At 66.8% G+C, this 20528-nt stretch carries 23 protein-coding genes; 10 read left to right on the top strand and 13 right to left on the bottom strand.

Annotation, left to right across the window (positions count from 1 at the left end; translation table 11 throughout):
- Window positions 1–158: 158 nt before the first annotated feature.
- The 5 genes from ACQY8B_RS00820 to ACQY8B_RS00800 form a co-directional block, all read right to left on the bottom strand.
- The gene (locus ACQY8B_RS00820) at window positions 159–2465 is read right to left on the bottom strand and encodes a methyl-accepting chemotaxis protein (RefSeq protein ID WP_422084965.1); all 2307 of its coding nucleotides are present in this window, start codon (window positions 2463–2465) and stop codon (window positions 159–161) included.
- 42 nt (window positions 2466–2507) lie between these two features.
- On the bottom strand, window positions 2508–3041 hold the full coding sequence (locus ACQY8B_RS00815) for a chemotaxis protein CheW (RefSeq protein WP_422084964.1): 534 nt from the start codon (window positions 3039–3041) through the stop codon (window positions 2508–2510).
- Window positions 3042–3060: 19 nt separating this feature from the next.
- A complete protein-coding gene (locus tag ACQY8B_RS00810; protein ID WP_081271090.1) occupies window positions 3061–3426 on the bottom strand; it encodes a response regulator transcription factor in 366 nt (121 codons plus the stop codon).
- Window positions 3426–3824, bottom strand: a complete 399-nt coding sequence (locus ACQY8B_RS00805) for a response regulator (RefSeq protein WP_081271091.1) — start codon at window positions 3822–3824, stop codon at window positions 3426–3428. Before ACQY8B_RS00805 ends, ACQY8B_RS00810 begins: the two co-directional genes overlap by 1 nt.
- Window positions 3825–3908: 84 nt before the next feature.
- Entirely contained in the window at window positions 3909–4079 is a 171-nt protein-coding gene (locus tag ACQY8B_RS00800; protein ID WP_007838397.1) for a rubredoxin, read from the bottom strand.
- Window positions 4080–4190: 111 nt separating this feature from the next.
- Here ACQY8B_RS00800 and thiD point away from each other — a divergent pair, with 111 nt between their 5' ends.
- The 3 genes from thiD (at window position 4191) to ACQY8B_RS00785 (ending at window position 7050) form a co-directional block, all read left to right on the top strand.
- Complete coding sequence (gene thiD, locus ACQY8B_RS00795) at window positions 4191–5153, top strand: bifunctional hydroxymethylpyrimidine kinase/phosphomethylpyrimidine kinase (RefSeq protein WP_422084963.1); 963 nt, start codon at window positions 4191–4193, stop codon at window positions 5151–5153.
- Between the two features lie 124 nt (window positions 5154–5277).
- Window positions 5278–6564, top strand: a complete 1287-nt coding sequence (gene hemL, locus ACQY8B_RS00790) for a glutamate-1-semialdehyde 2,1-aminomutase (protein WP_422084962.1) — start codon at window positions 5278–5280, stop codon at window positions 6562–6564.
- Between the two features lie 3 nt (window positions 6565–6567).
- The gene (locus ACQY8B_RS00785; RefSeq protein WP_422084961.1) at window positions 6568–7050 is read left to right on the top strand and encodes a hypothetical protein; all 483 of its coding nucleotides are present in this window, start codon (window positions 6568–6570) and stop codon (window positions 7048–7050) included.
- 31 nt (window positions 7051–7081) lie between these two features.
- Here ACQY8B_RS00785 and purH read toward each other — a convergent pair whose 3' ends face one another.
- The 3 genes from purH to dusB are packed head-to-tail and all read right to left on the bottom strand — an operon-like array spanning window position 7082 to window position 10044.
- Window positions 7082–8713, bottom strand: a complete 1632-nt coding sequence (purH, locus tag ACQY8B_RS00780; RefSeq protein ID WP_422084960.1) for a bifunctional phosphoribosylaminoimidazolecarboxamide formyltransferase/IMP cyclohydrolase — start codon at window positions 8711–8713, stop codon at window positions 7082–7084.
- 15 nt (window positions 8714–8728) lie between these two features.
- Entirely contained in the window at window positions 8729–8965 is a 237-nt protein-coding gene (locus tag ACQY8B_RS00775) for a Fis family transcriptional regulator (RefSeq protein WP_007838304.1), read from the bottom strand.
- A 17-nt stretch (window positions 8966–8982) separates the two neighbouring features.
- Window positions 8983–10044, bottom strand: a complete 1062-nt coding sequence (gene dusB / locus ACQY8B_RS00770) for a tRNA dihydrouridine synthase DusB (protein ID WP_422084959.1) — start codon at window positions 10042–10044, stop codon at window positions 8983–8985.
- Window positions 10045–10216: 172 nt separating this feature from the next.
- On the opposite strand from dusB, the gene ACQY8B_RS00765 reads away from it, so the two are divergent.
- Window positions 10217–10681, top strand: coding sequence for a YqaA family protein (locus ACQY8B_RS00765; RefSeq protein ID WP_422084958.1), 465 nt, complete (start codon window positions 10217–10219; stop codon window positions 10679–10681).
- Window positions 10682–10710: 29 nt separating this feature from the next.
- Here the strand turns inward: ACQY8B_RS00765 and ACQY8B_RS00760 are convergent, their stop codons facing one another.
- From ACQY8B_RS00760 to ychF, 4 genes are read right to left on the bottom strand one after another with little or no spacing between them, the layout of a single operon-like run.
- Window positions 10711–11385 (bottom strand): glutathione S-transferase, encoded by a 675-nt coding sequence (locus tag ACQY8B_RS00760; RefSeq protein ID WP_422084957.1) that lies wholly within the window; start codon window positions 11383–11385, stop codon window positions 10711–10713.
- Window positions 11386–11438: 53 nt separating this feature from the next.
- Window positions 11439–11624 (bottom strand): hypothetical protein, encoded by a 186-nt coding sequence (locus ACQY8B_RS00755; protein ID WP_081271099.1) that lies wholly within the window; start codon window positions 11622–11624, stop codon window positions 11439–11441.
- Window positions 11621–12142, bottom strand: a complete 522-nt coding sequence (locus ACQY8B_RS00750) for a zeta toxin family protein (RefSeq protein WP_422084956.1) — start codon at window positions 12140–12142, stop codon at window positions 11621–11623. Before ACQY8B_RS00750 ends, ACQY8B_RS00755 begins: the two co-directional genes overlap by 4 nt.
- A gap of 25 nt (window positions 12143–12167) precedes the next feature.
- Window positions 12168–13259: a redox-regulated ATPase YchF gene (gene ychF, locus ACQY8B_RS00745; RefSeq protein WP_422084955.1), complete on the bottom strand. Its 1092-nt coding sequence runs from the start codon at window positions 13257–13259 to the stop codon at window positions 12168–12170.
- Window positions 13260–13469: 210 nt separating this feature from the next.
- On the opposite strand from ychF, the gene ACQY8B_RS00740 reads away from it, so the two are divergent.
- The 6 genes from ACQY8B_RS00740 (at window position 13470) to rbsD (ending at window position 19598) form a co-directional block, all read left to right on the top strand.
- Window positions 13470–14414, top strand: a complete 945-nt coding sequence (locus tag ACQY8B_RS00740) for a sugar ABC transporter substrate-binding protein (RefSeq protein WP_422084954.1) — start codon at window positions 13470–13472, stop codon at window positions 14412–14414.
- Between the two features lie 116 nt (window positions 14415–14530).
- Window positions 14531–16129 carry a sugar ABC transporter ATP-binding protein gene (locus ACQY8B_RS00735; RefSeq protein ID WP_422084953.1) on the top strand — a complete coding sequence of 533 codons (1599 nt, stop codon included), beginning with the start codon at window positions 14531–14533 and terminating at the stop codon, window positions 16127–16129.
- Entirely contained in the window at window positions 16126–17121 is a 996-nt protein-coding gene (locus ACQY8B_RS00730) for an ABC transporter permease (protein WP_422084952.1), read from the top strand. The genes ACQY8B_RS00735 and ACQY8B_RS00730 overlap by 4 nt, the downstream gene beginning before the upstream one ends.
- A gap of 34 nt (window positions 17122–17155) precedes the next feature.
- Complete coding sequence (locus ACQY8B_RS00725; protein ID WP_422084951.1) at window positions 17156–18247, top strand: LacI family DNA-binding transcriptional regulator; 1092 nt, start codon at window positions 17156–17158, stop codon at window positions 18245–18247.
- Window positions 18244–19209, top strand: a complete 966-nt coding sequence (gene rbsK, locus ACQY8B_RS00720) for a ribokinase (protein ID WP_422084950.1) — start codon at window positions 18244–18246, stop codon at window positions 19207–19209. Before ACQY8B_RS00725 ends, rbsK begins: the two co-directional genes overlap by 4 nt.
- Window positions 19206–19598: a D-ribose pyranase gene (gene rbsD / locus ACQY8B_RS00715; protein WP_422084949.1), complete on the top strand. Its 393-nt coding sequence runs from the start codon at window positions 19206–19208 to the stop codon at window positions 19596–19598. The genes rbsK and rbsD overlap by 4 nt, the downstream gene beginning before the upstream one ends.
- 19 nt (window positions 19599–19617) lie before the next feature.
- Here rbsD and ACQY8B_RS00710 read toward each other — a convergent pair whose 3' ends face one another.
- A complete protein-coding gene (locus ACQY8B_RS00710; RefSeq protein ID WP_422084948.1) occupies window positions 19618–20499 on the bottom strand; it encodes an MOSC domain-containing protein in 882 nt (293 codons plus the stop codon).
- Between the last annotated feature and the right edge of the window lie 29 nt (window positions 20500–20528).

The following is a 20528-nucleotide window of genomic DNA, read 5'->3' as shown; positions in this document are numbered from 1 at the left end:
TCAGTTTTCCGATGGGCGCTGCGCGCCCTGAATGCACAAAGCCATCGCGGCCACTTCAATGAACACCGCGGAACCGGCTTTGCCGGGCCGCCGGTGTTGCCCCCGGAAGGGGGTCGGCGAAGCGACACGAAGTGCGCGAAGGCTGGGGGAGAGCATCGTCACGCGATCTTGAAACGGGCTACCGAGCGGCGCAGTTCTTCGGCCATCTGCGAGAGTTCGCGCACCTGCTGGGCCGTGGTGCGCGTACCTTCTCCGGTCTGTTCCGTCACCGCAAAAATGTGCTGGATGTTCGCGGCCACCACGTTGGCCGAATCGGCTTCGCGGGAGGCGGATTGCGAAATCTGCTCGATCAGGTCGGCGAGTCGGCGCGACACGCGGTCGATCTCGGACAGCGCGGTACCCGCGTTGTCGGACAGCTTGGCCCCTTCGACCACACCCTGCGTGGAACGCTCCATGGCGCCCACCGCGTCCTGCGTGTCGGTCTGAATGGCCTTCACCAGCGCCGAAATCTGGCGCGTGGCGTCCGCGGAGCGTTCGGCCAGTCGCTGAACTTCTTCCGCCACCACCGAGAAGCCCCGGCCGGCTTCACCGGCGGATGCGGCCTGGATGGCTGCGTTCAGAGCCAGCACGTTGGTCTGTTCGGTAATGTCCGAGATCAGCTCGGTGATTTCACCGATCTCCTGGGACGATTCGCCCAGGCGCTTGATCCGCTTGGAGGTTTCCTGGATCTGGTCGCGGATGGAGTTCATACCGCCGATGGCGTTCTGCACGGCCTGCAGGCCCGACGATGCGGCCTGCAGCGACTGGCGCGCCACCGTGGCCGACTCTTGCGCCTGGGAAGACACGCCGTTGATTCGCTCGGCCATGGTCAGCACCGACTGGCCGGTTTCGCGAATCTCGCGCAGCTGTTCGGTCGAAGCGGCGAGCAGTTCGGTCGAGGTGCTTTCCACCTGCGACGTCGTCTGCGCCACGCGGGTCGCCGTGTTCTGCACGTTGCCCACCAGCAGGCGCAGTTCTTCCACCGTGTAGTTCACCGAGTCGGCGATGGCGCCGGTGATGTCCTCGGTCACGGTGGCTTCCTGCGTCAGGTCGCCTTCGGCCACTGTCTGCAGTTCGTTCATCAGCCGAAGAATGGCGGCCTGGTTGGCGTTGTTCACGCGGCCGGCTTCTTCAGAAGCCTGCTCGGCGGCCAGACGCTCGCGTTCGGCGACGGCGGCACGTTCGCGGCCTTCGCGCACCTGCACGAAACCGATGGCGCCGGCGAGTGCCAGGGCGGCCAGCGACAGCACGAACAGCAGCACGATGGTGCCGGCGCCCAGGCCGGTGCGGGCCGAGAGCTTGTCCTGCAGGTCGCCGAGCGACTTACGCAGCGGCTCGCTGTCGGTCAGGATGGAAGCCTGCGCTTCGCGCGCCGCCACCAGGCCCTGCAGGTTGCCCAGAATGGCGGAGGCCTGCGTGCGCATCTGCTCGTAGGTCTTCAGGATGGCTTCTAGCTGCTCGCGCGTCTGCGGGTCTTTCGATCCGGGGAAACGCTGCTGCGCATTGCCGTCGAGCAGGCCGCGGGTGGTTTCCTGGAAGGTGTTCAAGTCCTTGCCCAAGAGGAACACGGCATCGGGGTTCACGCCCTCGACCGTGAAGAACTCGTTGGTCGACTTGCCGATGCGCTGCGTCAGCATCACGAGCTGGCCGGCGGCCGAGATTTCGGGCAGCGTGGCGTTCTGCTGCATCTTCAGCGACGCGACGGTTTCCGTCATTTCGAGCAGCGTGGACGACTGCTGGTTGATGTCGCGCAAAGCGGCACCCACCTGCGTCAGGATCTGGCGCTGGGCCAGCACGGCCTTGGCGCTGGTATCGGCGCGGGTGACGAGAGGGTTGATCTTGTTCATCTCCTCGTCGTACTGGTTGCCCACGCGCTCCAGGCGCAGCGACTCGTCGCCGTTGGTCAGGCCCTGCACGCGGCGCGTGAGGTCGTCCGCGCTGTCCTTCACTTCGACGAACGCCGAGGCGCTGCCGACGAGGGCCTGCGAGATCGACTTGGCAAGACGCTGCGACTGCATCAGCGACTGGCCGGTGGCCGCCACCTGTTGCGCCAGGCGTTCCGCGCGAAGAATGGCGGAGCCTGCCACCAGCAGCAGCAACAGCACCACCACCGCCAGCAAGATCGCCAGGATGCGCTGCTGCCTGGCGGGGGCGGCGCCCACGCGGCCGCCCGAGGCGTCGGGCACGGCGTCGAGCGCGGCGGCGCCGGGCTCGTTGGCGGCGTCGCCGCCGCCGGGCAGCTCGACATCGCCGAAGCTGGTGTCGGTCGTGCCGCCCTTCCTGGCGAGCCTCACGGTCTTTTCGTCCGGAACCTGAACCGTGTCGACATCGTCGAGCGATATCGCACCGGAGCCGTCGACGGGGGCCTTGTCGTTCCCGTTGTTCACGGGCAGTAATTTCTTGAACTTGTCGGCGATCGAGCTCACGGTCGGTCCTTCAGGTGGTTTCGGGTGCTGCGTGCCGAGGCACTACGCACCAATACTCAAAAACTGGGGTTGCTGCGAAAGCGCCTGCAGGTTGACTTCCTGCCAGCGCTCCCCTGCCGCGTCGGTGTACAGATGCCCGTGCCAGGCAGGTGCTTCTGCGCCGGGAGGCTCGGAGGCCGTGAAGGCTTCCGCACCCCGCAACCCCGCCAGTCGATCGACCAGCAATGCGCAGTTGACTTCGAGCAGTTCGTTGAAAGCAACGAGCCGCGACTGGATGCGCGCCGCCTCGGAGGCGGCCTGCGTGCCCGGGCTGCCGGAGGCGAATGCCGACAGCTGCACCACGCCGTAGAGGCCGCCGCGCAGGTTGGCCACGCCGAGGAACCACGGCTCCGTGTAAGGCACGGGCTGCGGCGGCGTCCAGGGAAAGATTTCGCCGGCATGCCCCAGCGGGAAAAGGTATTTGCCCTCGCCCGCCTCGACCGCCAGCCACGTGGCGGCCACGCCGGTGGTGCGAGCGGCCTGCAGGCGGCTCGCCAGCCGGGACTGGAAGGCTCTCAGAGCATCGCGATTCGCCATGGACTGGGCAGGCTTTCGCTCAGTTCAGCGCGCTGATCTTGGACATCAGGTCGGCTGCGTTGACCGGCTTCACGATGTAGTCGCGGGCGCCCTGGCGCATGCCCCAGACGCGGTCGGTTTCCTGGTTCTTGCTGGTGCACAGAATGATCGGGATGGCCGCGTACTTCGGGTCGCGTGCGATGGCGCGCGTGAGCTGGAAGCCGTTCTGGCCGGGCATCACGACGTCCATCAGGATCAGGTCGGGGTGCTCTTCCTCGAGGCGGCGCATGGCGTCGTCCGCGTTTTCCGCGGTCTTGACGGCAAAGCCATTCTTCTGGAGGAGGTCGGTGAGGAAGACGAGCTCGGTCTTGGAGTCGTCGACGACGAGGATTTTGCGAATGGGCATTACTGCGCTTCCTGTTGAACGATGCCAAACTGCTGCACGGCCTGCAGCAGCTGGTCTTTGGTGAATGGCTTGGTCAGGTAGTCCTGGGAGCCGACCATGCGGCCGCGCGCCTTGTCGAATACACCGTCTTTCGAAGACAACATGACGACGGGGACGTTGGAGAAATGAGCGTTGCGCTTGATGATGGCGCAGGTCTGGTAGCCGTCGAGCCGCGGCATCAGGATGTCGCAGAAAATCAGGTGCGGCTTGTGGTCGTTAACCTTGGAGAGCGCATCGAAACCGTCTTCCGCGAGAAGAACCTCGTGCCCGCCCTGCTTCAGAAAAATCTCGGCACTGCGCCGGATGGTGTTGCTGTCGTCGATGACCAGCACCTTGTAACCAGATCCATTCGGGCCCATTGCAAACGCTCCTGCTCATGAGACTTGGAAGCCCGCCGCGCCGAACACCGACGCAGACCGCGTAGCTCTATCTATGCCATGCTTTCAGATTTCAACCATTTCGAAGTCTTCCTTGCGCGCACCGCACTCAGGACAGGTCCAGTTCATCGGAACGTCGGCCCAGGCCGTGCCTGCCGCGATACCGTCCTCTGGTACACCAACCGCTTCGTCATAGATCCACCCACAAATCAGGCACATCCAAGTTTTCGTATTCATCGGAGCTTAAAGTCCTTGTTCATTAAATGCAACGAGTGTATCTATGCGTATCTCACTGGCGGACTGTAAACGTCGCGCCTATGCCACCATCCAGGGGATCGAGCCCGGCGTATGACCATCTACTTACTTCCAGCAGATAACGCCCGCAAACCGGGCGATCTTAACGACCCCCCGCAGGCCGAGGACGAGGTAGCCGAGCGCGACCTGAATCCGCCCTGCGTGCTGGTGTTCAACGCCAGCGACCCCAGCGGCGCGGGCGGGCTGGGCGCCGACGCGCTGGCCATGGCCTCGGTGGGGGCGCACGTGCTGCCCGTCGTCACCGGCGCCTACGCCCGGGACACCGCCGAGATTTTCGACCACTTCGCCTTCGACGAGGAAGCCATCGCCGAGCAGGCGCGCTCGATCCTCGAGGACGTCGAGGTCCAGCTCATCAAGGTGGGCTTCGTCGGCACGCCGGACGCGCTGAGCACCATCGCCGAGACCGCCGCCGACTACCCCGACGTGCCCGTGGTGGCCTACATGCCCAACCTGTCGTGGTGGGACGAAAACCTGATCGAGCCCTACCTGGACGCCTTCCGCGAGCTCGTTCTGCCCCAGACGACCGTGTTGGTAGGAAACCACAGCACGCTGTGGCGCTGGCTGCTGCCGGACTGGAACGGAGAGCGGCCGCCCACTGCGCGCGACATTGCCAAGGCCGCCGGCGAGTTCGGCGTGGCCTACACGCTGGTGACCGGCCTCGTGCTGCCGGACCAGTTCATCGACAACGTGCTGGCCTCGCCGCAGTCGGTGCTCACGAGCGAAAAGTACGAGCGCCTCGAAGCCGTGTTCACCGGTGCCGGCGACACCCTGTCGGCCGCGCTGGCCGCCCTGCTGGCCAGCGGCACCGACCTCGTGGCCGCGACCACCGAAGCGCTGGCCTACATGGACCGCTGCCTCGACGCGGGCTTTCGCCCCGGCATGGGCCATGTGCTGCCCGACCGCCTCTTCTGGGCCGAACCGGAAGACGACGAAGACGATGAAGACCCGGACGCCCCGCCCGACTTCGCTCTCCCCCCCCACGACACCCGACACTGAAATGTTGCTCGCCCCCAGGCTGCGCGCACTTCGTGTCGCTTCGCCTACCCCCTACCGGGGGCGGGCCGGCCGCTTCGGGCGGCCGTGCGCGGCGGCCCCCACTGAAAAACCCTGCTGAGTCCCGATGCCAAATACTGACCGCAACGACACCCTTTTCGAACGCGCCCGCGCCGTGATCCCCGGCGGCGTCAACTCGCCCGTGCGCGCCTTCAAGGCCGTGGGCGGCACGCCGCGCTTCATCCAGCGCGCGCAAGGTGCCTATTTCTGGGACGCCAACGACAAGCGCTACATCGACTACATCGGCTCCTGGGGTCCGATGATCCTGGGCCACGGCCATCCCGCCGTGGTCGAGGCGGTGCAGAAGGCCGTGCTCGAAGGCTTCTCCTACGGCGCGCCGACCGAGCGCGAGATCGAACTGGCCGAGGCGATCCTCGCGCTGGTGCCGTCGATGGAAATGGTGCGCCTGGTCAGCTCGGGCACCGAAGCCGCCATGAGCGCGCTGCGCCTGGCGCGCGGCGCCACCGGCCGCAAGAGCATCATCAAGTTCGAGGGCTGCTATCACGGCCACGCCGACGCACTGCTCGTGAAGGCCGGCTCCGGCCTCGCCACCTTCGGCAACCCGACCTCGGCCGGCGTGCCGCCCGAGGTGGTGCAGCACACCATCGTGCTGGAATACAACAACCTGCAGCAACTGGAAGAAGCCTTCGCGCTGCACGGCAAGGACATCGCCTGCCTGATGATCGAGGCCATCGCCGGCAACATGAACTTCGTGCGCGCCACGCCCGAATTCGCCAGGCGCTGCCGCGAGCTTTGCACGCAGCATGGCGCGCTGCTGGTGTTCGATGAGGTGATGACGGGCTTTCGCGTGGGCCTGCATGGCGCGCAAGGCGTGCTGGGCATCAAGCCCGACCTCACGGTGCTGGGCAAGGTCATCGGCGGCGGAATGCCGCTCGCGGCCTTCGGCGGCCCGCGCGCGATCATGGAACAGCTCGCGCCGCTGGGTCCGGTCTATCAGGCTGGCACGCTGTCGGGCAATCCGGTGGCCACGGCCTGCGGCCTCGCCACCTTGAAGGAAATTGCCAAGCCCGGTTTCTACGAGGTGCTCGGCAAGAAGACGCGCTCGCTGGTCGACGGCCTGAAGGCCGCAGCGGCCGCCGAGGGCCAGCCCTTCAACGCCGACAGCGAAGGCGGCATGTTCGGCTTCTTCCTGATGAAAGATCTGCCGCAAAACTATGCCACCGTGATGACAACCGACAACGCGAAATTCAATGCGCTGTTTCACGGTTTGCTCGATCGCGGCGTGTATATTGCCCCCGCGCTCTACGAGGCAGGCTTCGTGAGCGCAGCCCACAGCGACGACGACATCGCCGCCACCATCGAAGCCGCAAGACAAATCTTCAGAACCCCCTAGCCCATGAACTCCCTGCGCACGTTGCCGGTCTTGAGCATCGCTCTTCTCATTCCCGGCCTCGCGTCAGCGCAGGACTCTTTCGACCTGAAGAAAGTCTGGATCAACCCGGGCTTCTACTCGGCGCACTTCGACAGCGGCAAGGGCCTGGAAAACGTCAACCAGGGGCTGGGCTTCGAGTACCCGCTGAACGACACGTACCGTGTCACGGCGGGTACCTTCCGCAACAGCGACCGCCGGCAGTCGAACTACCTCGGGCTGTATGTGCTGCCCGTCGAGTTCTACGGCGTGAAGTTCGGCGCCGTGGTCGGCGGCTTCGACGGCTACCCCAACTACCGCAACGGCAACTGGTTCCCGGCCATCCTTCCGGTGGCGGCCATCGAAGGCAAGAACTGGGGCCTGAACATCGCGTACGTGCCGACGATCAAGAACCGGCTGTACGGCGCCGTCACGTTTCAATTGAAGTACCGGTTCGGCCACCACGAGTAAAACGCGGTCGCCGAACCTCGGCTTCCGCCGATCAGTGCCTGAAGTGGCGCACGCCTGACAGCACCATCACCACGCCGCGCTCGTCCGCGGCGTCGATCACTTCCTGGTCGCGCATCGAGCCGCCCGGCTGGATGACGCAGCTCGCGCCCGCGTCGACCACCACGTCGAGGCCGTCGCGGAACGGGAAGAAGGCGTCGCTGGCCACTGCCGTGTCCTTCAGCGAGAGGCCGGCGTGCTCGGCCTTGATGCTGGCGATGCGCGCGGAGTCGAGGCGGCTCATCTGGCCGGCGCCCACGCCCATCGTCATGCCGTTGGCGCAGAAGACGATCGCGTTGCTCTTCACGTACTTCGCGACCTTCCAGGCGAACAGCAGGTCTTGCAGCTGCTGCGGCGTGGGTTGCTTCTTGCTGACCACCTTGAGGTCGTTGATCGACAGCTCGTGGTTGTCGGCGGTCTGGATCAGCAGGCCCGAGCCGACGCGCTTGACGTCCATGGCGTTGCGGCCGTTGTCCCAGTCGCTCGCGCCGCCACGGGAGCCAGGCGACCCTGCGGTCGCGGGCAGTGCAATTTCGAGCACGCGCACGTTGAGCTTGGCCTTGGTGGCCTGGAACACTTCGAGCGCCTCGGGCGTGTAGCCCGGCGCCATCAGCACTTCGACGAACTGCTTGGCAATTTCTTGCGCGGTGGCGCCGTCGACCGGGCGGTTGAAGGCGATGATGCCGCCGAAGGCCGAGGTCGGGTCGGTCTTGAAGGCCTTGCCGTAGGCTTCGGCCGCATCCTTGCCCACTGCCACGCCGCAGGGGTTGGCGTGCTTCACGATCACGCAGGCCGGCACGTCGAAGCTCTTCACGCATTCCCACGCCGCATCGGCGTCGGCGATGTTGTTGTAGCTCAGCTCCTTGCCCTGCAGCTGCTTCGCAGACACGAGCGAGCCGGGCGCCGGGTACAGGTCGCGGTAGAACGCGGCCTGCTGGTGCGGGTTCTCGCCGTAGCGCAGATCCTGCACCTTCACGAAGCGGCCGTTGCTCTGCGCCGGGAACAGCGAGCGCCTGGGCGCGCTCTGGCCGATGCTGGCGTCGAAGTCGATGGCCGAGAGGTAATCGCTGATGGCACCGTCGTAGTCGGCGATGCGGTTGAACGCAGCCACGGAGAACGCGAACTTGGTCTTGTCGCTGAGCTTGCCGTCGGCCTTCAGCTCGGCCAGTGCCACGGCGTATTGCGATGCGTCGGTCAGCACGCCGACGTCCTTCCAGTTCTTGGCCGCGCTGCGCACCATGGCCGGGCCGCCGATGTCGATGTTCTCGATCGCGTCTTCGAGCGTGCAGCCGGGCTTGGCCACGGTGGCTTCGAAGGGATAGAGGTTGACGATCAGCAGGTCGATGGTGTCGATGCCGTGTTCCTTGATGGCCGCCACGTGCGCGGGCAGGTCGCGGCGCGCCAGCAGGCCGCCGTGGATCTTCGGGTGCAGCGTCTTCACGCGGCCGTCGAGCATTTCGGGAAAGCCGGTGTGGTCGGCGACTTCGGTCACCGGCAGGCCGGCGTCGGCCAGCAGCTTGGCGGTGCCGCCGGTGGACAGCAGCTTGATGCCCAGCGCATGCAGCGCCTGGGCGAATTCAAGGATGCCGGTCTTGTCGGATACGGAGATGAGTGCAGTCTGAGCCATGGATATGCCGTGGAGTTATTTCAAAAGTTTGTGCTCGACCAATTTCTTGCGGAGCGTGTTTCGGTTCAGGCCGAGCCATTGCGCGGCCTTCGACTGGTTGCCCTCGGCGCGCGTCATCACGACATCGAGCAGGGGCTTCTCGACCACGCGCACGAGCATTTCGTACATGCCGTCGGGTTCGGTGCCGCGCAGGTCGCGAAAGTAGCTGTCCAGACTGGTGCGCACGCAGTCCTCGATGTGTTTCTTGCTCATTGCTTCTTCTCTTCTTCTCAATCGACGGCGCAAGCCGCCTCCTCTTCACCAGACAGTTCGCTGTCTGCCTCGTGCTGCACGGGCATGCGTTCCATGCGGTCAGCCAGCCCGTCGAAATAGTCGCCGACCGCGCGCAGCTGCTCGCCGCAGTCCTCGATGGTGTTCATGCGTGCGCGGAATTCCTCGCCCTCCGGCAACGTGCGCACGTACCAGCCGATGTGCTTGCGCGCCGTGCGCACGCCGCTGTAGTCGCCGTACAGCGCATAGTGCTCCACGAGGTGGTCGAGCAGCAAGCGGCGCACTTCCGCCACCAGCGGCGGCGCGCGGTGCGTGCCGGTTTCCAGGAAATGCGCGATCTCGCGGAAGATCCACGGCCGTCCCTGCGCGGCGCGGCCGATCATCACCGCGTCGGCGCCGGTGGCCGTGAGCACGTCGCGCGCCTTCTCGGGCGAACGGATGTCGCCGTTGGCCACCACCGGCACGCGCACCGCGGCCTTGACCGCGGCGATGGTGTCGTATTCGGCGTGGCCCTTGTAGCCCTGCTCTCGCGTGCGGCCGTGCACCGTGAGCATCTGCACGCCGGCCGACTCGAAGTCGCGAGCCAGCTTCACGGCATTGCGGTGGTCGTGGCTCCAGCCGGTGCGCATCTTCAGCGTGACCGGCACGTTGAAGGGCCGCGCGGCATCGACCACCGCCTGCACGATCTCCAGCGCCAGCGGCTCGTCGCGCATCAGCGCCGAGCCCGCCCACTTGTTGCAGACCTTCTTGGCCGGACAACCCATGTTGATGTCGATGATCTGCGCGCCGCGCTCGATGTTGTAGACCGTGGCCTCGGCCATCATGTCGGCGTCGGTGCCGGCGATCTGCACCGCAATGGGGCCCGGCTCGCCGTCGTGGTTGGCGCGGCGCGATGTCTTGAGCGTGCCCCACAGCTCCTTGCGCGAGGTGACCATCTCGCTGACCGCGTAGCCCGCGCCCAGCGTGCGGCACAGCATGCGGAAGGGCCGGTCCGTCACGCCGGCCATGGGCGCGACGAACAGGCGGTTTTCCAGCGTGTGGGTGCCGATCTGCAAGGTCATTTGGGAGGAGGCGGTGCGCGTTCGGCTGCTGAAAAATGAGGCACGATTGTAGCCACGTGGCATTTCAGCGACTGAAACGATTTGCGCCTGGGTACCGGTGAAAACACGGGTGCATGCCGGGGCCTTATCCCACGCTGGCGCGACGTGAGCGCTGCCTATACTGCGCGACCCTATGCAAGCCTGGCTCGACTCCCTCCTGGCGCTTCTGGCGCTGCCGCAGTACGGTCTCTCTACCCTGTTCGTCGCCGCGTTCGTCTCGGCGACCCTTCTGCCGGTGGGCTCCGAGCCCGTGCTCTTCGGCCTGCTCAAGCTCAACCCCGACTTGTTCTGGCCGGCCATCGCGGTGGCGACGGTGGGCAACACGCTGGGGGGCGCGGTCGACTGGTGGATGGGCTACGGCGCGCACAAGGTGGCCGACAAATACTCGCACTCGAAACACCATGTGCGGGTTTTGGGCTGGCTGGAGAAGCTCGGCCCCAAGGCCTGCCTGCTGAGCTGGCTGCCGGTGGTGGGCGATCCGCTGTGCGCGGTGGCGGGCTGGCTCAAGCTGCCGTTCTGGCCCTGCGTGGCCTACATGGCCATCGGCAAGTTCCTGCGCTACGTCACCATGACGCTGGCTCTGCTGCAGATCTTCTGACCGGCCTCGCGTCGCCCCGTCTCCTCTTATCAGCTCAGCAGGCCGTAGGGGCCGCCGCGCTCGAGCGCGCGCTTGTACGCCGGGCGCGCGTGGATGCGCTCCAGGTAGGCCATGAGCTTCGGCCGCTTCGCATCGAGCCCGCCGCGCGCCTGCGCCGCCTCGACCGGAAAGCTCATCTGGATGTCGGCGCCGGTGAACACGTCGCCGGCAAACCACTCGCTCTTGCCGAGTTCGGCCTCCATGAAGTTCAGGTGGCTCACGATGTTCGGATTGATGAACGCCGACTTCGTCTTGCTCGCGATGGCCTTGGCAATCGGCTTCGCGAAGAACGGCATCTTCGTGGTCTCGATGCGGTCGAACACCAGCTTGAGCAGCAGCGGCGACATCGCCGAGCCTTCGGCGAAGTGCAGCCAGTAGCGATAGCGCACCGCATCCGGCGTGCCCGGCGCGGGCGCGAGGCGGCCGCTGCCGAAGCGCTCGATGAGCGTCTCCACGATCGCCCCCGACTCCGCGAGCGTGAGCCCGTCATCCGTCGTAACCACCGGTGACTTGCCCAGCGGATGCACGGCCCGCAGCGAAGCGGGCGCCAACATGGTCTGCGCATCGCGCTGGTAGTGGACGATCTCGTAAGGCAGCTCGAGCTCTTCGAGCAGCCAGAGCACGCGCTGCGAGCGCGAATTGTTGAGGTGGTGGACGGTGAGCATGGGGGCGGGCCTTGTGGAGAAATTCAGGGCGCGCGAAGTCTACCGAACAACGCCTACTTCACGCCCGCCTTGCGCAATTCCTCTGCAGTGATGCGGACCGGCTTCTGATCGCGCTGCACAACAATGGCTGTGTCCGTGCGAACGGCCGCCTCCCGCGCCGCCCGGGCCGCGCGCCGAATCGCGATCAGTGAAGCGGCCAGATCTTTGTCCTTGGCCTGCATGAGCTGTTCACGGGTCATGGTGCTTCTCCCCATTCGATGAGATCCGGCTCTTCGCCAGCGTTGTCGTACAGCGCCCAGGCATCCACCGCAGCGCAATATCGGTCGTCGAAATTTCGACGCCCTGCCTCGAAACGGCGGCGAATTACATCTTCAGGAATGTGATGGCCCCCTTGCCGCACGCGTTCCGCCACCCGAGCAATCGCAAACTCTGCCGTCGGAAGCGCCAGAAAGAAGAGGCTCACGTGATAGCCCGACTTTCTCCAGGCGCCAATATGGCGCAGATAACCCAGCCCCGACAACGTGGTCTCGAAAGCAAAGCTCTCCCGGCGACGCACGCACTGGGCAATCTCCTCGAGCATCAGGCGCCCGGCTTTGATGGCCTCCGCCTCGGGCGCAAAGGGCGACAGCCCGGCCGCGATCAGGTCCGCATTGATGAAACGGGAAATCCGAGCTTCCTGGGGAAGGAAAGCGCGGGCGAAGGTTGTCTTGCCTGCGCCGTTGGGCCCCGCGATGATGACGATCTTCGAATGGCTCATCGGCAGGACACCTGCGCTCGGGGTATCAGGAACTGAACAGGAAGTTCATCACGTCGCCGTCCTTGACGACGTATTCCTTGCCTTCCGAACGCATCTTCCCTGCGTCCTTCGCGCCCTGCTCGCCCTTGAACGCGATGTAGTCCTCGAAGGCGATGGTCTGGGCGCGGATGTAGCCCTTCTCGAAGTCGCCGTGGATCACGCCGGCCGCCTGCGGGCCGGTGTCGCCGATGTGGATGGTCCAGGCGCGCACTTCCTTCACGCCGGCGGTGAAGTAGGTCTGCAGGCCCAGCAGCTTGAAGGCGGCGCGGATCAGGCGGTTCAGGCCCGGCTCTTCCTGGCCGATCTCGGCGAGGAACATCTTCTTGTCTTCGTCGTCCATCTCGGCCAGGTCGGCTTCGATCTTGGCGCAGATGGCGACCACGGGGGCGCCCTGCTTGGCGGCGTATTCGCGCAGGCGGTCGAGGTAGGGGTTGTTCTCGAAGCCGTCTTCCGACACGTTGCCGACGAACATCGCGGGTTTGGCGGTGATGAGCGTGAAGCTCTTGACCAGCGGCAGCTCTTCCTTGGTGAACTCGAGCGCGCGCACCGGCGTGTTCTCGTTCAGCGCGGCCTGGCAGCGCTCGAGCAGGCCGACGAGCTTCTGCGCGTCCTTGTCGCCGGAGCGGGCGACCTTGGTGTGGCGGTGCAGCGCCTTCTCGACCGTGGCCAGGTCGGCCAGGCAGAGTTCGGTCTGGATCACTTCGATGTCGGAGATCGGATCGACCTTGCCGGCCACGTGGATCACGTTCTCGTCGTCGAAGCAGCGCACCACGTTGACGGTGGCGTCGGTCTCGCGGATGTGCGCCAGGAACTTGTTGCCCAGGCCTTCGCCGGTGCTGGCACCGGCCACCAGGCCGGCGATGTCGACGAACTCGACGATGGCGGGCACCACGCGCTCGGGCTTGACGATCTCGCTCAACTGCGCGAGCCGCGGATCGGGCACTTCCACCACGCCCACGTTGGGCTCGATGGTGCAGAAGGGATAGTTTTCCGCTGCGATGCCGGCCTTGGTCAGCGCATTGAAAAGGGTGGATTTACCGACGTTGGGCAGGCCGACGATGCCGCATTGCAAACTCATGGGAGGTCCTCTTGGGTAACCGGCGATTTTAGGCGAGCATGGCTGCATGCCCGCCCGGCAGGTCTTGGAACCGCCATTAACCACTCCCGGAAAGCTCAGGGTTAGCCCCGACGGGCAAACGTTTGCGCAAACGTTTCCCTTGGTTAACATCGGAGCCCCCGGCAAAGACCGGCGTACCGCTTTGATCAACCACCTCAGGAGACATTCACCATGAAATTCACCCGCCGTACCCTGCAAAGCGCTGCTGCATTGACGCTGCTGGGCGCCATCGCCGGAACGCCCGCCTTCGCCCAGGACAAGCCGAAGGTCGCGCTGGTCATGAAGTCGCTGGCCAACGAGTTCTTCCGCACCATGGAAGACGGCGCCAAGGCGCACCAGAAGGCCCACGCCTCCGAATACACGCTGGTGGCCAACGGCATCAAGGACGAGACCGACACCTCCGCCCAGATCAAGATGGTCGAGCAGATGGTGGCGCAGAAGATCAACGCGCTGGTCATCGCGCCGGCCGATTCGAAGGCGCTGGTGCCTGTAATCAAGACCGCCATCGACAAGGGCATCCTGGTGGTCAACATCGACAACCAGCTCGACGCCGCCGCGCTCAAGGAAAAGGGCATCCAGGTGCCCTTCGTCGGCCCCGACAACCGCGCCGGCGCCAAGCTGGTGGGCGACGCGCTGGCCAAGGAGCTGAAGTCGGGCGACAAGGTCGGCATCATCGAAGGCGTGTCGACCACCTTCAATGCGCAGCAGCGCACGCTGGGCTATCAGGACGCCATGAAGGCCGCCGGCGTGACGGTGGTGGGCGTGCAGTCCGGCCAGTGGGAAATCGACAAGGGCAACACGGTGGCCGCCGGCATGCTGCGCGAGCACCCCGACCTGAAGGCGCTGCTCGCCGGCAACGACAGCATGGCGCTGGGCGCAGTGGCCGCAGTCAAGGCCGCCGGCAAGACCGGCAAGGTGCTGGTCGTGGGCTACGACAACATCGGTGCCATCAAGCCGATGCTGAAGGACGGCCGCGTGCTCGCCACGGCCGACCAGTTCGCCGCCAAGCAGGCCGTGTTCGGCATTGAGACGGCACTGAAGGCCATAGCCGACAAGAAGAAGCAGGCGGACATGCCCGCCGAAGTGAAGACCGACGTGGTGCTGGTCACGAAGTAATGCTCGCCCCCGGGCTTCGCGCACTTCGTGTCGCTTCGCCTTCCCCCTACCGGGGGCAACACCTGCGGCCCGGCGGAGCCGGTTCCGCGGTGTTTCTGGAATAAGGTTGCCAATCGATGGCTGATAACAATCGCAGCGCACCCGTGCTCTCGCTGAGCACCATGGGCAAGGACTATGCGGCGCCGGTGCTGGACGACGTCTCGCTCGTGCTCAACGCCGGCGAAGTGCTGGCCCTCACGGGCGAGAACGGCGCCGGCAAGAGCACGCTGTCGAAGATCGTCTGCGGCCTGGTGCAGCCCACGCGCGGCCAGATGCTGCTCGACGGCAAGCCCTTTGCGCCCGGCTCGCGCCGCGATGCCGAGCGGCTGGGCGTGCGCATGGTCATGCAGGAGCTGGGCCTCGTCACCACTCTCTCGGTGGCCGAGAACCTGCTGCTCGACCGCCTGCCCAACAAGACCGGCTGGATCCGCCGCGGCAAGCTGCACGAACTGGCCGCGCGCCAGCTCGCCAAGATCGGCATGGAGAACATCGACCCGGCCACGCCCGTGGCGCGGCTGGGCATCGGCCAGCAGCAGATGGTGGAGATCGCGCGCAACCTGCAGGACGACACGCGCGTGCTGGTGCTCGACGAGCCCACCGCCATGCTCACCCCGCGCGAAACCTCGCACCTGTTCGAGCAGATCGACCTGCTGAAGGCGCGCGGCGTGGCCATCGTCTACGTGTCGCACCGCCTGGAAGAACTGCAGCGCATCGCCGACCGCGTGGCGGTGCTGCGCGACGGCCGGCTGGTGGACGTGCGCGCGATGGCCGGCGTGCGCGAATCCGAACTGGTGCAGCGCATGGTCGGCCGCGCGGTGCACGAGCACGAAGGCCGCGAGCGCCGCACCGCCGGCCCGGTGCTGCTGAGCGCGCGCGGCATCGGCCGGGCGCAGGTCGTGCGCGACGTCGACATCGACCTGTGCGCGGGCGAAGTCATGGGCCTGGCCGGCCTGGTCGGCTCGGGCCGGACCGAACTGGTGCGGCTGCTGTTCGGCGCCGACCGAGCCGACCGCGGCGAGATCACCCTCCACGAAAACGGCCAGCCCACGCAGCACGCGCGCAAGGGCTGGCGCTCGCCGATGCAGGCCATCCGCGCCGGCATCGGCCTCGTCACCGAAGACCGCAAGTCGCAGGGCCTGCTGCTGACGCAATCGATCCGCGTCAACGCCACGCTGAGCGACCTGGGCGCCATTTCCCACGCCGGCTGGCTGCAGCGCGCCAAGGAGCGCGGCATTGCGCAGAAGCTGGTGGAACTGCTGCGCATCCGTTCGCGCAGCATCGAACAACCGGTTGCCACGCTCAGCGGCGGCAACCAGCAGAAGGTGGTGTTCGCGCGCTGGCTGCACCGCGAATGCAAGGTGCTGCTGCTCGACGAGCCCACGCGCGGCGTGGACGTGGGCGCGCGCGCCGACCTGTACGCCGAACTCGACCGCATGACCGACGCCGGCAAGGCGCTGCTGATGGTGTCGAGCGACCTGCGCGAACTGATGGCCATGTGCGACCGCATCGGCGTGATGAGCGCCGGCCGGCTGGTTGCGGTGTTCGAACGCGGCGAGTGGACCGAACAATCGCTGCTGGCCGCGGCATTCAGCGACGCGGCAGGCCGCGCCGCCAACAATCCGCCGACGGCATCCCCCGTTTCCGATTCGACCCCGGTCACCGCCGACACAAAATGAACGCCGAAGCCTCCACGAAATCCACCCCGCCGTCCTCGCCCTCCGCACTCAAGGGCCAGCTCGGCACCTACCTGGGCCTGACGGTCGTGCTCGTGGGCATGATCGCGCTCTTCGGGTCGCTCAGCGAATACTTCCTGACGCGCGAGACCTTCGTCTCCATCGCGAATGAAATTCCAGCGCTGGCCGTGATGGCGGTCGGCATGACCTTCGTGCTGATCATCGCGGGCATCGACCTTTCCGTCGGCTCGGTGCTTGCGCTGAGCGCGGCCGTCACGGCCGCGGCCATCCTCGAATGGAAGCTGTCGGTGCCGGTGGCCGCGGTGCTGGGCCTCGTCACCGGGCTCATCTGCGGCACGGTCACCGGCGCGGTGTCGGTCGCATGGCGGCTGCCGAGCTTCATCGTCTCGCTGGGCATGCTCGAGGCGGTGCGCGGCGGTGCCTACCTGGTGACCGATTCGCGCACGCAGTACGTGGGCGACGCCATTTCGGGCCTGGCCGCGCCGTGGATCGGCGGCATCTCGGCCGCCTTCGTGCTGGCGGTGGTGCTGGTCGCCATCGGGCAGCTGGTGCTCACGCGCACGGTGTTCGGCCGCCACGTGGTGGGCATCGGCACGAATGAAGAAGCGATGCGCCTGGCGGGCGTAGACCCGCGCCCGATCCGCATCATCGTTTTCGCCGTCACCGGGCTGCTGGCCGGGCTCGCGGGCCTGATGCAGTCGGCCCGCCTCGAAGCCGCCGACCCGAATGCCGGCGTCGGCATCGAGCTGCAGGTGATCGCGGCGGTGGTCATCGGGGGCACCAGCCTCATGGGCGGGCGCGGCTCGGTCATCAACACTTTCTTTGGCGTATTGATCATCGCGGTGCTGGAGGCCGGCCTCGCGCAGGTGGGCGCCAGCGAGCCGAGCAAGCGGATCATCACCGGCGCGGTGATCGTCGTGGCCGTCATCATCGACACGTTGCGCCAGCGCCGTGCCGAACGCCGGCTGGCCTGACAGCACCCCGCCAACCAGGAAAAGGACAAGCCCCATGGCCACCATCAAGGACGTCGCGCTCAAGGCCGAGGTTTCGGTCACCACCGTCTCGCACGTGGTGAACGACACGCGCCACGTGAGCGCCAAGGTACGCGAGCGCGTGGAGCTCGCCATCCGCGAGCTGGGCTACGTTCCCAACGCGATGGCGCGCAGCCTGAAGAGCAACACCACTTCGACGCTGGGCATGCTGATTCCCAACAGCTCGAACCCCTACTTCGCCGAGATCGTGCGCATCGTGGAAGACCGCTGCTTCGGCGCCGGCTACACGCTGGTGCTGTGCAACACCGATGACGAGCCCCACCGCCAGAGCGTCTACCTGCAGGTGCTGGCCGAGCGCCGCATCGACGGGCTGATCGTGGTGTCGACCGGCGCGGGCGACGAAGAATCCCTCATGAAGCAGTTGCGCGGCCTGCGCATGCCCACGGTGCTGGTCGACCGCGAGATCGCAGACCCGGCATGCGACCTGGTGGAAACCGCGCACATGCAAGGCGGCCTGCTCGCGGTGCGGCACCTGCTGTCGCTGGGCCACAAGCGCATTGCCTGCATCGGCGGGCCGGTGGGCGTGATGCCGAGCGAGCAGCGCATCGAGGGCTGGCGCATGGCGCTGGCCGAGACCGGCGCAACACCCGACATCGCGAACGCCGAAGCGCTGCTTTGGCGCGGCGGCTTCACCAGCCAGGGCGGCTACGAGGCCATGCACGCCATCCTGCGCACCGAACAGAAACCGTCGGCCGTGTTCGTCTGCAACGACCTGATGGCCATCGGCGCGCTGCGTGCCGCGCACGAAAGCGGCGTGCGCGTGCCGGACGATCTTTCGATCGTCGGCTTCGACGACATCGAACTCTCGGCCTATACCAGCCCGCCGCTCACCACGGTGGCACAGCCCAAGGAGCGCATCGGCGCGCTGGCGGTCGACATGCTGCTCGAGCGCGTCGGCGGCAAGCGCCGCGATGCGCGCAAGGTGGTGCTGCAGCCCGAACTGCGCGTGCGCGCCTCGACTGCGCGGCACGCGAGTTTCCGCGAGCCCGCCGCTCCCGTTCCGGCCGAAACGCCTTCCACGCAAACACGAAAGTCCCGCACCCCGTGAGCCTGAAGCCTTCCTCCAGCAGCCCGGCCCAGGCCCCACGCATCGTGGTGCTCGGCAGCCTCAACATGGACCTGGTGCTGCGCGTGCCGCACGCGCCGGCCGCGGGCGAAACCCTGCTGGGCCACTCGATCGCCACCATCCCCGGCGGCAAGGGCGCCAACCAGGCCGTGAGCTGCGCGCGCGAAGGCGCTCAGGTGCGGATGATCGGCTGCGTCGGCGACGACGCGCACGGCTCGGCACTGCGCGATGCGCTCCAGCGCGACGGCATCGACACCGCCGCCCTGCGCACCGTGGCCGGCGAGCCCACCGGCACGGCGCTGATCCTCGTGGAAGACGGCGGCCAGAACCGCATCGTGATGATTCCCGGCGCCAACGCGCGGTTGGAGGTCGACGAAGCCGCGCTGACGCAGCAGGTGCAGGGCGCGGCCTTCCTGGTGGCGCAGTTCGAGACGCCGCTGGACCAGGTCGCGCGCGCCATCGCCGTGGCGCATGGCGCGGGCTGCAAGGTGATGCTCAACCCCTCGCCGGTACAGGCGATCGCCGAGCCCCTGTGGCCGCTGATCGACACGCTGGTGGTCAACGAGATCGAGGCGCAGACGCTGTGCGGCCAGTCCGCCGACAGCCCGCAGGAAGCGGCGCAGGCCGGCCGGGCGCTGCGCGCCAAGGGCATTGCCCGCGTGGTCGTCACGCTGGGCGCGCGCGGCGCGGTGGCCGTCGATGCCGACGGTGCCCGCCACCATCCCGCGCCCAAGGTGCAGGCGGTCGACACCACGGCCGCCGGCGACACCTTCCTGGGTGCGCTCGCGGTCGCGCTGGGCGAAGGCCAGTCCTTCGACGAGGCCGTTCGCCTGGGCATCCGCGCCGCGGCGCTGTGCATCCAGCAGCCCGGCGCCCAACCCTCCATTCCGCAGCGTGACGCCGTGCTGCTCAGCCCGCTGCCTCCCGACTGGATCAAGCTGTGAAACGCTCCCACCTGCTGCACGCGGAACTGTCCCATGTGATCGCCTCGCTGGGCCATGGCGACATGCTCGTGCTCGGCGACGCCGGCCTGCCGATTCCCGACGGCCCGCGCCGCATCGACCTGGCCGTGGCGCGCGGCGTGCCGAAGCTCACCGACGTGCTGCAGGCGGTGCTGTCGGAGATGCAGGTCGAAGGCATCGTGGTGGCCGGCGAAGCGCTGGACGACGCGAAGAACCTGCCGGGCTGGTATCCGCAGTCGCTGGGCATCGCGCCGCAGACGGTGTCGCACGAGGAATTCAAGCGCCGCACTGCGAAGGCCCGGGCCATGGTGCGCACGGGCGAATGCACGCCCTACGCCAACATCATCCTGGTCGCCGGCGTGAAGTTCTGAAACGCCGCTCGGGCGCCGGTCACTCGAACTTGTAGTTCGCGCCCACCGCCTGCCCGACCTTGAGCACGTGCTCCACACCCTGGATCACGATGCAGTTCATGCCGAAGGTGATGCCGCCGTCCACGCGCGGATCGGCGCGGTAGGTGCGCAGGGTGTTGCCGACCTCGGGGCTGCCGAGGGCGGTGGCCGGGTCGATGTCCGGGATCGGGCAGCGCGTGCAGGGCTTGACCGGGCGCAGTTCGGCTTCGCCTTCGCCGGTGGTGATGTGCAGCGCTTCCACCCGGTCCTCGTCGTGCGACTCGATGCCCGCCAGCACGATGTTGGGTCGGAAGCGCTCGATGCCCACGGCATCGTGGCCCTGCGCGGCAAGGCGCTCGTTCAGCTCGGCCAGCGAGCCTTCGCTCGCCACCAGCACCGGATAGCCGTCGGCGAACTGGTTCTCGGCCTCGATGCCGCCGGTCCACTTCAGGCTGGACAGGCGCTTCTGCTCGGGGTCGAAGCGCACGAGGCGCAGGGTCTGCGGCTTGCCGGGCTCCGACAGGAAATCGCTGAACCACTGGGCGGCGATGTCTCCCATGTCGTAGGCCGCCACTTCGTCCTTCCAGACGCGCACGCGCACCGGCTTCTCGACGCGGTCGAAGGCCAGGTGCAGCGCCAGCATGCCGGGCGCGCGCAGCACCACTTCCATGAGCTTCATCTGCGGCTTGATCAGCGCCATGCGCGGCAGCTGCCGCTGGGTGACGAATTCGCCCTGGGCGTCGACCACCATCCAGGCGCGATCGAACTCCAGGCCGGTCTCGGTCAGCAGCACTTCGGGAAGCTCGACCCCTCCGCAGGACTTGACCGGGTAGATGAACAGGCGCGCGATGGTGGCTTCGAGGTCGAAAGCGGGCTGGGACACGGTGGGGGTTCCTTGGAAATCGGCGGCAA

It is taken from the genome of Variovorax sp. (assembly GCF_965279555.1).
Classification (GTDB): domain Bacteria; phylum Pseudomonadota; class Gammaproteobacteria; order Burkholderiales; family Burkholderiaceae_C; genus Variovorax.
Note: the sequence above shows the minus strand (reverse complement) of the source record. Positions and strands in the feature narration are given on the sequence as shown.

What these genes read in the sequence shown, in the direction of transcription:
- ACQY8B_RS00815 (WP_422084964.1), bottom strand. Translation starts at nt 3,041, where the DNA reads ATGGCGAATCGCGATGCTCTGAGAGCCTTCCAGTCCCGGCTGGCGAGC.
- ACQY8B_RS00810 (WP_081271090.1), bottom strand. Translation starts at nt 3,426, where the DNA reads ATGCCCATTCGCAAAATCCTCGTCGTCGACGACTCCAAGACCGAGCTC.
- ACQY8B_RS00805 (WP_081271091.1), bottom strand. Translation starts at nt 3,824, where the DNA reads ATGGGCCCGAATGGATCTGGTTACAAGGTGCTGGTCATCGACGACAGC.
- ACQY8B_RS00800 (WP_007838397.1), bottom strand. Translation starts at nt 4,079, where the DNA reads ATGAATACGAAAACTTGGATGTGCCTGATTTGTGGGTGGATCTATGAC.
- thiD (WP_422084963.1), top strand. Translation starts at nt 4,191, where the DNA reads ATGACCATCTACTTACTTCCAGCAGATAACGCCCGCAAACCGGGCGAT.
- hemL (WP_422084962.1), top strand. Translation starts at nt 5,278, where the DNA reads ATGCCAAATACTGACCGCAACGACACCCTTTTCGAACGCGCCCGCGCC.
- ACQY8B_RS00785 (WP_422084961.1), top strand. Translation starts at nt 6,568, where the DNA reads ATGAACTCCCTGCGCACGTTGCCGGTCTTGAGCATCGCTCTTCTCATT.
- purH (WP_422084960.1), bottom strand. Translation starts at nt 8,713, where the DNA reads ATGGCTCAGACTGCACTCATCTCCGTATCCGACAAGACCGGCATCCTT.
- ACQY8B_RS00775 (WP_007838304.1), bottom strand. Translation starts at nt 8,965, where the DNA reads ATGAGCAAGAAACACATCGAGGACTGCGTGCGCACCAGTCTGGACAGC.
- dusB (WP_422084959.1), bottom strand. Translation starts at nt 10,044, where the DNA reads ATGACCTTGCAGATCGGCACCCACACGCTGGAAAACCGCCTGTTCGTC.
- ACQY8B_RS00765 (WP_422084958.1), top strand. Translation starts at nt 10,217, where the DNA reads ATGCAAGCCTGGCTCGACTCCCTCCTGGCGCTTCTGGCGCTGCCGCAG.
- ACQY8B_RS00760 (WP_422084957.1), bottom strand. Translation starts at nt 11,385, where the DNA reads ATGCTCACCGTCCACCACCTCAACAATTCGCGCTCGCAGCGCGTGCTC.
- ACQY8B_RS00755 (WP_081271099.1), bottom strand. Translation starts at nt 11,624, where the DNA reads ATGACCCGTGAACAGCTCATGCAGGCCAAGGACAAAGATCTGGCCGCT.
- ACQY8B_RS00750 (WP_422084956.1), bottom strand. Translation starts at nt 12,142, where the DNA reads ATGAGCCATTCGAAGATCGTCATCATCGCGGGGCCCAACGGCGCAGGC.
- ychF (WP_422084955.1), bottom strand. Translation starts at nt 13,259, where the DNA reads ATGAGTTTGCAATGCGGCATCGTCGGCCTGCCCAACGTCGGTAAATCC.
- ACQY8B_RS00740 (WP_422084954.1), top strand. Translation starts at nt 13,470, where the DNA reads ATGAAATTCACCCGCCGTACCCTGCAAAGCGCTGCTGCATTGACGCTG.
- ACQY8B_RS00735 (WP_422084953.1), top strand. Translation starts at nt 14,531, where the DNA reads ATGGCTGATAACAATCGCAGCGCACCCGTGCTCTCGCTGAGCACCATG.
- ACQY8B_RS00730 (WP_422084952.1), top strand. Translation starts at nt 16,126, where the DNA reads ATGAACGCCGAAGCCTCCACGAAATCCACCCCGCCGTCCTCGCCCTCC.
- ACQY8B_RS00725 (WP_422084951.1), top strand. Translation starts at nt 17,156, where the DNA reads ATGGCCACCATCAAGGACGTCGCGCTCAAGGCCGAGGTTTCGGTCACC.